Here is an 11,164-nt window from a genome sequence, read left to right on the forward strand (position 1 = left end):
AGATTCCATTTGGAAGAGATGCCTTTTTTATATATTAAGGGATGTCTTTAACAAATTAATTCGCACTTACGACACCGTATTTTTGTTTCGCTTCCAGGCGCCGTTTGTGAAGAATCGGCTCTGTATAGCCGTTTGGCTGTTCATAGCCTTTGAAGATGAGGTCGCAAGCGGCTTGGAAACCGACAGACTCTTCAAAGTTTGGAGCCATAGGGCGATAGTTTGGATCGCCTTCGTTTTGTTTATCTACAACAACCGCCATGCGTTTCAATGTTTCATATACTTGTTCTTTTGTTACAATTCCATGGTGCAGCCAGTTTGCGATATGTTGGCTGGAAATGCGTAGAGTAGCACGGTCTTCCATTAAACCGATATTGTTAATGTCAGGCACTTTGGAGCATCCTACCCCTTGCTCTACCCAGCGAATCACGTATCCTAATATTCCTTGGCAGTTGTTGTCCAATTCTTCCTGGATTTCTTCTTTGCTCCAGTTTGGATTTTTCTCGACAGGGATTTGCAGCATTTCATCCTGCAAATCTTCTAAATCTCCAGTGTTTGTGATATTTTGCTGTACTTCTTTTACGTTCACCAAGTGATAGTGGATGGCATGCAATGTTGCAGCTGTCGGTGATGGCACCCATGCCGTATTGGCGCCCGCTTTTGGATGGGCAATTTTTTGCTCAAGCATGGCTGCCATTAAGTCAGGCATTGCCCACATTCCTTTACCAATCTGAGCGTGCCCTTGCAATCCGCAATTTAATCCCACAAGCACATTGGATTTTTCGTATGCATTTAACCAAACGGATGATTTCATATGATTTTTGCGGATCATCGGGCCGGCTTCCATGGATGTATGGATTTCGTCGCCTGTTCTGTCCAAGAATCCAGTGTTGATGAAAATAATGCGTTCTTTTACTTCTTTGATGCAGTTTTTCAAGTTGAGCGATGTACGGCGTTCTTCATCCATTACACCGACTTTTAATGTGTAGCGTTCAAGGCCGAGCAGATCTTCAATGCGGCCGAATAATTTGTTTGTAAACGCCACTTCTTTGGAGCCGTGCATTTTTGGTTTTACGATGTAAATAGAACCTTTTTTGGAATTTTTGTATTTTGTTTTGCCTAAAATGTCAAGTTTGGCAATTAAGCTTGTAATCACGCCATCCATAATGCCTTCAGGGATTTCTTCCCCATTTTTATCTAAAATGGCATTTGTCGTCATTAAGTGGCCTACATTGCGGACAAACATTAACGAACGGCCAGGCAATGTAAATTCATTGCCGTTAAGATCCTTATATACCCGGTCTGGATTTAAAGTACGAGTGATCGTTTTGGAGCCTTTTTCGAACGTTGCAGATAAATCGCCACGAACCAATCCCAGCCAGTTGCTGTAAACCAGCACTTTGTCTTCTGCATCCACGGCTGCAACGGAATCTTCGCAGTCCATGATAGTCGTTACGGCCGCTTCCAAAATGATGTCTTTAATGCCGGCCGGATCGTCTTTGCCAATAGGATGATTGCGATCGATCTGAATTTCGATATGCAAGTCATTGTTCTTTAATAAAACAACTGTCGGATCTTCTGGGGATCCATTATATCCCGCTGCTTTTGACTCGTCCTCAAGGCCCGTTTTATTGCCGTTTGAAAGAGTCACAACAAGCTTGCCATCTTCAATCGCATATTTTACGGCATCAAGATGGGAAGCGTCTTTTAATGGAACCGCTTGATCCAAAAATTTCTTAGAATATTCGATAACTTTTTGGCCACGGACTGGATTGTAGCCGCTTCCTTTTTCCGCTCCATCTTCTTCACTGATTGCGTCCGTTCCATATAATGCATCGTATAGACTTCCCCATCGGGCATTGGCTGCGTTCAATGCGTAACGCCCATTGCTTACCGGCACAACCAATTGAGGACCAGCTTGTACCGCCACTTCATCGTCCACGTTTTCTGTTGTCACTTCAAAATCTTCCACATTCGGCTCAATATAGCCAATCTCTTTTAAAAACTTTTTGTATTTATCGAAATCAAAGTTGCCCCGATTTTCCTTATGCCAGTTGTGGATGGCTTCTTCCAATTCTCTGCGTTTTTCAAGCAGCGCTTTGTTCTCAGGCGCCAAATCATGAACAATCTGATCAAATCCTGCCCAGAATTGATCTTGATCCACTTCAGCTTCAGGCAATACTTGGTTAACAAAATCATATAATAATTTGTCTACTTGCAAGTTTCCTACTTGAACGTAATTTGCCATTCACCGCATCCCCCTCGATGTTATTGCAATCTCTTTTTCGAAGATATCATAATCTTCTTAATTTTTATTATAAAGGGAGAATAGTGCATAATTGAAATACATATTTTGAATAAACAATATTCTTTTTATCTATAGAGCATAAAAAAGCCATCTTGCAGATGTACTGCAAGATGGCCGGAATCGTAAGCCCAATTATTTAATGATTTCAGATACAGAACCTGCACCTACAGTGCGTCCACCTTCGCGGATAGAGAATTTAGTACCTTCTTCGATCGCGATTGGTGAAATCAATTCTACAGTCATTTCAACGTTGTCGCCAGGCATAACCATTTCTACGCCTTCTGGTAATGTGATTACGCCAGTAACGTCTGTTGTACGGAAGTAGAATTGTGGACGGTAGTTAGAGAAGAATGGAGTATGGCGTCCACCTTCTTCTTTTGATAGTACGTAAACTTGAGCTTTGAAAGTAGTGTGTGGTGTGATTGAACCTGGTTTTGCCAATACTTGACCGCGTTGTACTTCATCACGAGAGATACCGCGAAGAAGTGCACCGATGTTGTCACCAGCTTCTGCATAGTCAAGTAATTTACGGAACATTTCGATACCAGTTACAGTTGTTTTTAATGGTTCATCAGTTAAACCGATGATTTCTACTTCGTCACCAACTTGCAAGCGACCGCGTTCTACACGACCAGTAGCAACTGTACCACGACCAGTGATAGAGAATACGTCTTCTACTGGCATCATGAATGGTTTATCTGTTTCACGTTGTGGAGTTGGGATGTATTCGTCTACTGCATCCATTAATTCAACAATTTTAGCTTCCCATTCAGGATCTCCTTCAAGAGCTTTTAAAGCAGAACCTTTAATTACTGGAACTTCATCGCCTGGGAAGTCATATTCAGAAAGCAAGTCGCGAACTTCCATTTCTACTAATTCTAATAATTCTGGGTCGTCTACCATGTCACATTTGTTCAAGAATACTACAAGGTACGGTACACCTACTTGGCGAGAAAGCAAAATGTGTTCACGAGTTTGTGGCATTGGACCGTCTGCTGCAGATACTACTAGGATCGCACCGTCCATTTGAGCTGCACCAGTGATCATGTTTTTAACGTAGTCAGCGTGTCCTGGGCAGTCTACGTGTGCATAGTGGCGTTTATCTGTTTCATATTCAACGTGAGATGTGTTGATTGTGATACCACGTTCTCTTTCTTCTGGTGCGTTGTCGATTTGGTCATAAGATTTCGCTTCAGCTTTACCTTGTTTTGCAAGAACTGTTGCGATAGCAGCAGTCAAAGTAGTTTTACCGTGGTCAACGTGACCAATTGTACCAATGTTAACGTGTGGTTTTGAACGCTCGAATTTTTCTTTAGCCATTAGAGAAAGCCTCCTATACTTTAAATTTTTTATTTTAAACTGTTGACAAGAAATGACTTTCTTGCCATACAATCAGAGCTTACAAATTATTTATACTTGATAAAAGGTGAGATTTCAATTATTATTCACCTTTATTTTTTTTGATAATTTCTTCGGCAATGGATTTTGGCACTTCTTCATAATGGTCGAACACCATTGAGAATGTACCGCGTCCTTGAGTTGCAGAACGCAATGTAGTTGCATATCCGAACATCTCGGCAAGCGGCACCATCGCACGAACTACTTGTGCATTACCGCGGGCTTCCATACCCTCAACACGGCCACGGCGTGCAGTTACGTGACCCATGATGTCGCCAAGATATTCTTCCGGAACGACAACTTCTACTTTCATGATTGGTTCAAGCAACACTGGCTCACATTTTTGAGCCGCATTTTTCAATGCCATTGATGCAGCAATTTTGAACGCCATTTCGCTGGAGTCGACTTCGTGGTAAGAACCATCGAAAAGTTTTGCCTTGATGTCGATGATTGGATATCCGGCAAGAACACCATTTTCCATCGCATCTTTTAATCCTGCTTCTACAGCCGGAATATATTCGCGAGGAACTACCCCGCCGACAATCGCATTTTCGAATTCGAAGCCTTTTCCTTCTTCGTTTGGCGAGAATTCGATCCATACGTGACCATATTGACCGCGACCACCGGATTGGCGAACAAATTTACCTTCAACTTGAGCAGTTTTGCGGAATGTTTCACGATAAGAAACTTGTGGAGCACCAACATTTGCTTCAACTTTGAATTCACGTTTTAGACGGTCAACAATGATATCAAGGTGGAGCTCACCCATACCGGAAATGATTGTTTGACCCGTTTCCTGATCTGTATGAGCGCGGAATGTTGGGTCCTCTTCTTGAAGTTTTTGAAGCGCTGTACTCATTTTATCTTGGTCAGCTTTTGATTTTGGTTCAATAGCAACTGAGATAACAGGCTCTGGGAATTCCATTGATTCCAAGATGACAGGATGTTTTTCATCGCAAAGCGTGTCTCCAGTTACTGTATCTTTTAAACCTACTGCAGCCGCGATGTCCCCAGCAAACACTTCTGAAATTTCTTGACGGTGATTTGCGTGCATTTGAAGGAGACGTCCGATACGTTCGCGTTTATTTTTTGTAGCATTTAATACGTATGAACCGGATTCTAATACACCCGAATATACACGGAAGAATGTTAATTTACCTACATATGGGTCAGTCATAACTTTGAACGCCAATGCTGCGAATGGCTCATCATCGCTGGCGTGACGTTCTACTTCTTCTCCGTCAGGCGTTGTTCCTTTGATTGCAGGAATATCTGTTGGTGCAGGCAAGTAGTCAACTACTGCATCAAGCATTAATTGTACACCTTTGTTTTTGAATGCACTACCGCAAAGTACAGGGAAGAATTCTACAGAGATTGTCGCTTTACGAATAGCCGCTTTTAGCTCTTCTACTGTAATTTCTTCACCGGAGAAGTATTTTTCCATTAATTCTTCGTCCAGTTCAGCCACTGCTTCGATAAGTTTTTCGCGGTATTCTTCCGCTTGCGCTTTGTATTCTTCAGGGATTTCACCTTGTTCGATTTCTGTTCCAAGGTCGTTTTTGTAGAAAGTGGCTTTCATTTCAACCAAATCGATGATACCATTGAATGTATCTTCTACACCGATCGGCAATTGAATCGGATGTGCATTCGCTTGCAAACGATCACGAAGCGTGCTTACTGAATATAAGAAATCGGCACCGATTTTATCCATTTTGTTTACAAATACGATCCGTGGAACACCGTATGTTGTTGCTTGGCGCCATACTGTTTCAGTTTGCGGCTCAACGCCGGATTGGGCATCTAGTACTGTAACCGCACCATCAAGTACACGCAATGAGCGTTCAACTTCTACTGTGAAGTCCACGTGCCCCGGAGTGTCGATGATGTTGATGCGGTGGCCTTTCCATTGAGCTGTTGTCGCAGCAGAAGTGATTGTAATACCGCGTTCCTGCTCTTGCTCCATCCAGTCCATTTGAGAGGCGCCTTCGTGAGTTTCACCAATTTTATGAATTTTACCAGTGTAATAAAGGATCCGCTCAGTTGTTGTTGTTTTACCAGCATCAATATGAGCCATAATCCCAATATTACGTGTATTCTCTAGAGAGAATTCGCGTTTCATAGGGGAATTGTCTCCTTCCATATTGGGTTTAGACTAAAGAAAGTTTTGTTTAAATTTTGTACTAGCACGGAGCTAGTACAAAATTTAAATTACCAGCGATAGTGCGCAAATGCTTTGTTCGCTTCTGCCATTTTGTGCATATCTTCGCGTTTTTTCACTGCAGCACCTGTATTGTTTGCAGCATCCAAGATTTCATTCGCCAAACGCTCTTCCATTGTTTTTTCACCGCGAAGACGCGCATAATTCACTAGATAACGAAGACCCAAAGTGATTCGGCGGTCAGGGCGAACTTCAACCGGTACTTGATAGTTGGAACCACCAACACGGCGAGCGCGTACCTCAAGAACAGGCATTACATTATTCAGTGCTTCTTCGAACACTTCAAGAGGATCTCTACCTGTACGTTCTCTTACGATATCAAAAGCTCTGTAAAGAATTTTTTGAGCTTTACCTTTTTTACCATCTACCATGATTTTATTGATTAAACGTGTCACTAATTTTGAATTGTAAATTGGATCAGGCAACACGTCGCGTTTTGGAACAGGACCTTTACGTGGCATATTTTTTCCTCCTTTCAATAGATGATCATTTATCTATCTGAAATTATTTGCTTTCTTTAGGTTTTTTCGTTCCGTATAAAGAACGTGACTGCTTACGATCAGTTACACCTGCAGTATCAAGAGCACCACGAATGATATGATAACGTACCCCTGGCAAGTCTTTTACACGTCCACCGCGGATTAGTACAACGCTGTGTTCTTGTAGGTTGTGACCTTCACCAGGAATATAAGCTGTAACCTCGATTTGGTTTGTTAAACGAACACGGGCGTATTTACGCAACGCTGAGTTCGGTTTTTTCGGAGTCATTGTACCAACACGTGTACATACTCCGCGTTTTTGTGGTGAATAAACGTTTGTAAGAGTCTTTTTGAAGCTGTTGTAGCCTTTGTTTAACGCAGGTGATTTTGATTTAGTCACTTTAGATTTACGAGGTTTGCGTACTAATTGGTTAATTGTAGGCATTTTTTTTCCTCCCTTCATGCATTCTTTTAATACCACACATCCAGGTGGTTCATTTTTTGGTTAAAAACAAAGCTTTTGTGTTTTCTTCACAAAAACTAATCCACAGCAATCGCAACAACTGCAGCTCCTACTTGGATGCCGCACGCTTTGCCAAGATCTTTTCTCGATTCCACAAAACTGATTGGAATTCCTTTTTCCTGCGCAAGAGCAATGACGGGTTGAGTGATTCTTTCTTCTGCATCCTGCGCCACGACAATTTCTTTCACTTGGCCAGCTTTGATTGCTTTTACTGCTTGCTTTGTCCCTACAAATGTTTTGGTCGCCTGTTTAACTTTTTCATAAGACATGTACATATCCTCCGAAGTTTAAACAGTTGCTATCAACCCTAAGTATATTATCATTATCATCCCAATCTGTCAATTTATTTTTTTGGGTTTTATAAAAACAGAGGATCTGTACTTGGATTTTTTAATCAAGATAATCCAGTGGAATTGATTGCCCCGGATTTAACCGGGACAAACAAACTCTATTCCACTGGACAACACAAATTGGCTTACCCATTTCAGCAATCGTTTCATTCCAAAAATTCAGGTCACTCGACGGATGTCACTTCTTCTTGAGTTCCAACAGGGTCTTCTTTGATTTTGATTTGACGGTATCTTTGCATGCCTGTACCTGCAGGAACAAGTTTGCCCAGAATTACGTTTTCTTTGAGTCCGAGCAATGGATCCCGTTTACCTTTGATAGCGGCATCCGTTAACACGCGAGTCGTTTCCTGGAATGATGCCGCGGATAAGAAGGATTCTGTTTCCAAGGATGCTTTCGTAATACCAAGAATTACTGGACGGCATGTTGCAGGCATTTTGCCGTTCATGATGGCTTCTCTGTTGGCATCTGTAAATTGGTGAACGTCAAGGAGCGTACCTGGGAGCAAGTCCGTGTCTCCCGCTTCGATGACGCGGACTTTTCGAAGCATTTGGCGAACCATAACTTCGATGTGTTTGTCCCCGATTTCTACCCCTTGCATGCGGTATACCTTTTGTACTTCTTTCAACAGATATTCCTGTACTGTTGCCACGTCTTTGACTTTCAATAATTGTTTTGGATCAATTGAACCGTCTGTCAATACTTGGCCCGGTTCCACTTCGTCGCCCACAGCAACTTTTAACCGTGCATTGTATGGAGCTTGGTATTTACGCGCTTCAATTTCGCCGACAATCGTAATTTCTCTCAAGCCATCCCGGCTTTCTTCAATTTCCGTAACAACACCTTTAATTTCGGAAATGAGCGCTTGACCTTTTGGATTTCGCGCTTCAAAAATTTCTTGGATACGTGGAAGACCTTGAGTGATGTCGTTTCCTGCAACCCCACCAGTATGGAATGTACGCATCGTTAATTGGGTACCAGGCTCACCGATGGATTGGGCAGCGATAATTCCGACCGCTTCTCCCACTTCAACCTCTTCGCCGGTTGCCAAGTTGATACCGTAACATTTCTTACATACGCCATGTCTTGTATTGCAAGTAAACGCGGAACGGATTGTCACTTTTTCGATACCTGCTTCAACGATTTTCCGCGCGATATCTTGGGTAATCAGGCTATCACGTCTTACAAGCACTTCTCCCGTTTCCGGATGGCGGACTGTTTTCATTGCATAGCGTCCAACAATGCGTTCTTCCAACGTTTCAATTACTTCAGTTCCATCCATCAACGCACCGATTGTAAATCCTCGGTCTGTACCGCAATCTTCTTCGCGGATGATCACGTCTTGGGCAACGTCTACAAGACGGCGTGTCAAATAACCTGAGTCCGCCGTTTTCAACGCTGTATCCGCAAGACCTTTACGCGCTCCGTGTGTCGAAATGAAGTATTCCAATACGCTTAAACCTTCGCGGAACGAAGATTTGATTGGGAGCTCGATAATCCGTCCTGCCGGGTTGGCCATCAGACCGCGCATTCCGGCAAGCTGTGTAAAGTTGGATGCGTTACCGCGGGCACCGGAGTCACTCATCATGTAGATTGGGTTCAACTTAGGCAAGTAGTCCATCAATTTTGCTTGAATTTCATCTTTTGCTTCGGACCAGCTTGAAATGACACGATCATATCTTTCCTCTTCCGTAATTAAACCGCGACGGAATTGTTGCATTACTTTATCGACTTTTTTCTGAGCTTTATCCAAAATTTCCCATTTATCAGGCAACACGACAATGTCCGAAATACTTACGGTAATACCCGCACGTGTTGAATATTTAAATCCTAAGTCTTTCATGCGGTCAAGCATTTTGGATGTTTCCGTGATATGGAAACGTTTGAACACTTCCGCAATAATGCTTCCCAAGAATTTTTTGCGGAACGGTGTAATCAGTTCTTGATCCGCAATGTATTTTTTCAATACCGCTTTCCGTTGATATTCAATTTTTTCCTTTTCGGAAAGCTGGTTATATTCTTCGGAAGCTTCCAGCTCTTTCAGCGTTTCGTCATCGATCGTTAAGTTGACGAAATATTTGTCCGGTGTCGCCACTTCCAAGTTATAGGAAGTTGGTTCGTTAATATATGGGAATGAGTCTGGCAACATTTCGTTGAAGATAAGTTTACCTACTGTTGTAATTAAGAATTTTTTATTTTGCTCTTCTGTAAATGTTTTGTTTTTCAAGGAGCTTGCTTTTACAGCAATTCGGCTGTGCAAGTGCACATGACCATTTTGATACGCAATCAGCACTTCATCCGGGCTGGAGAATACGGAACCTTCTCCACGGGCGCCTTTACGCTCAAGTGTTAAATAATAGTTTCCTAAAACCATGTCTTGGGATGGTGTTACAACAGGTTTACCATCTTTAGGGTTCAAAATGTTTTGTGCCGCAAGCATGAGCAGTCTGGCTTCTGCTTGAGCTTCCGCTGATAATGGCACGTGAACGGCCATTTGGTCGCCGTCAAAGTCCGCGTTATAGGCTGTACATACAAGTGGATGCAAGCGAATCGCGCGGCCTTCGACCAATGTAGGCTCGAATGCTTGAATACCCAAACGGTGAAGTGTTGGGGCGCGGTTAAGAAGTACCGGATGTTCCTTGATCACATCTTCCAGTACATCCCAAACTTCGCTATGCATGCGCTCAATTTTGCGTTTTGCACTTTTAATGTTGTGGGCCAAGCCTCTTTCCACCAATTCTTTCATGACGAATGGCTTAAACAATTCAATCGCCATTTCTTTTGGCAGACCGCATTGATACATTTTCAACGTTGGCCCTACAACGATTACGGAACGGCCGGAATAATCCACGCGTTTACCAAGCAAGTTTTGACGGAAACGCCCTTGTTTCCCTTTTAACATGTGGGAGAGAGATTTTAATGGACGGTTGCCTGGACCTGTTACTGGACGACCTCTGCGTCCGTTATCGATTAAAGCATCTACCGCCTCCTGCAACATACGTTTCTCGTTTTGGACGATGATGCTAGGAGCGCCTAAATCTAAAAGTCTTTTTAGACGATTGTTACGGTTGATTACTCGACGATATAAATCGTTTAAATCCGAAGTAGCAAATCGTCCGCCGTCAAGTTGCACCATTGGCCGTAGTTCCGGAGGAATGACCGGAAGCACTTCCAGTACCATCCATTCAGGTCTGTTGCCGGAACTGCGGAATGATTCAATTACTTCAAGGCGCTTAATTGCGCGGGTACGGCGCTGGCCTTGGGCTGTTTTCAATTCCTCTTTTAATTTATTTGCTTCCTCTTCCAAGTCGATTTGTTCAAGGAGTTTCTTAATAGCTTCAGCGCCCATTCCGGCTTCAAAGCTATTTCCAAACTTTTCGCGATATGCGCGGTATTCCTTTTCAGACAATAGTTGTTTCTTTTCCAAAGTTGTAGGACCTGGATCAATTACTACATAAGATGCAAAATAAATGACTTCTTCCAACGCCCTTGGAGACATATCCAGAATCAGACCCATACGGCTTGGAATGCCTTTGAAGTACCAAATGTGTGAAACAGGGGCCGCAAGTTCAATATGTCCCATGCGTTCACGGCGGACTTTTGCCCGAGTTACTTCCACTCCGCATCGGTCACATACAACGCCTTTATAGCGCACACGTTTATATTTTCCGCAGTGACATTCCCAGTCTTTTGTCGGACCGAAAATTCGTTCACAGAATAGGCCGTCTTTCTCAGGTTTTAATGTCCGATAGTTGATTGTCTCAGGCTTCTTTACTTCTCCATAGGACCAAGAACGGATTTTATCCGGTGAAGCTAAACCAATTTTCATAAATTCAAATTCATTTACGTCAACCAAGGAGCCTACCTCCCTTAAATAAGTCCTTTTGGCAATC

The 11,164-nt window shown here is 42.8% G+C and carries 7 protein-coding genes; all 7 read right to left on the bottom strand.

The window, feature by feature from the left end:
- Window positions 1-55: 55 nt before the first annotated feature.
- Window positions 56-2,245, bottom strand: a complete 2,190-nt coding sequence (locus tag FKZ59_RS06735) for a malate synthase G (RefSeq protein ID WP_141601989.1) — start codon at window positions 2,243-2,245, stop codon at window positions 56-58.
- A gap of 192 nt (window positions 2,246-2,437) precedes the next feature.
- The gene (gene tuf, locus FKZ59_RS06740) at window positions 2,438-3,625 is read right to left on the bottom strand and encodes an elongation factor Tu (protein WP_141601990.1); all 1,188 of its coding nucleotides are present in this window, start codon (window positions 3,623-3,625) and stop codon (window positions 2,438-2,440) included.
- Between the two features lie 121 nt (window positions 3,626-3,746).
- Complete coding sequence (gene fusA / locus FKZ59_RS06745) at window positions 3,747-5,822, bottom strand: elongation factor G (protein ID WP_141601991.1); 2,076 nt, start codon at window positions 5,820-5,822, stop codon at window positions 3,747-3,749.
- An 89-nt stretch (window positions 5,823-5,911) separates the two neighbouring features.
- Window positions 5,912-6,382, bottom strand: coding sequence for a 30S ribosomal protein S7 (rpsG, locus tag FKZ59_RS06750; RefSeq protein ID WP_141601992.1), 471 nt, complete (start codon window positions 6,380-6,382; stop codon window positions 5,912-5,914).
- 43 nt (window positions 6,383-6,425) lie between these two features.
- Window positions 6,426-6,845, bottom strand: a complete 420-nt coding sequence (gene rpsL, locus FKZ59_RS06755; RefSeq protein WP_141601993.1) for a 30S ribosomal protein S12 — start codon at window positions 6,843-6,845, stop codon at window positions 6,426-6,428.
- A gap of 95 nt (window positions 6,846-6,940) precedes the next feature.
- Window positions 6,941-7,192, bottom strand: a complete 252-nt coding sequence (locus tag FKZ59_RS06760) for a 50S ribosomal protein L7ae-like protein (RefSeq protein ID WP_141601994.1) — start codon at window positions 7,190-7,192, stop codon at window positions 6,941-6,943.
- 245 nt (window positions 7,193-7,437) lie between these two features.
- Window positions 7,438-11,127: a DNA-directed RNA polymerase subunit beta' gene (gene rpoC, locus FKZ59_RS06765; RefSeq protein WP_141601995.1), complete on the bottom strand. Its 3,690-nt coding sequence runs from the start codon at window positions 11,125-11,127 to the stop codon at window positions 7,438-7,440.
- Window positions 11,128-11,164 lie beyond the last annotated feature (37 nt).

Source organism: Ureibacillus terrenus (genome assembly GCF_006569205.1).
GTDB lineage: Bacteria > Bacillota > Bacilli > Bacillales_A > Planococcaceae > Ureibacillus > Ureibacillus terrenus.

What these genes read in the sequence shown, in the direction of transcription:
- FKZ59_RS06760 (WP_141601994.1), bottom strand. Translation starts at nt 7,192, where the DNA reads ATGTCTTATGAAAAAGTTAAACAGGCGACCAAAACATTTGTAGGGACA.
- rpsL (WP_141601993.1), bottom strand. Translation starts at nt 6,845, where the DNA reads ATGCCTACAATTAACCAATTAGTACGCAAACCTCGTAAATCTAAAGTG.
- tuf (WP_141601990.1), bottom strand. Translation starts at nt 3,625, where the DNA reads ATGGCTAAAGAAAAATTCGAGCGTTCAAAACCACACGTTAACATTGGT.
- FKZ59_RS06735 (WP_141601989.1), bottom strand. Translation starts at nt 2,245, where the DNA reads ATGGCAAATTACGTTCAAGTAGGAAACTTGCAAGTAGACAAATTATTA.
- fusA (WP_141601991.1), bottom strand. Translation starts at nt 5,822, where the DNA reads ATGAAACGCGAATTCTCTCTAGAGAATACACGTAATATTGGGATTATG.
- rpsG (WP_141601992.1), bottom strand. Translation starts at nt 6,382, where the DNA reads ATGCCACGTAAAGGTCCTGTTCCAAAACGCGACGTGTTGCCTGATCCA.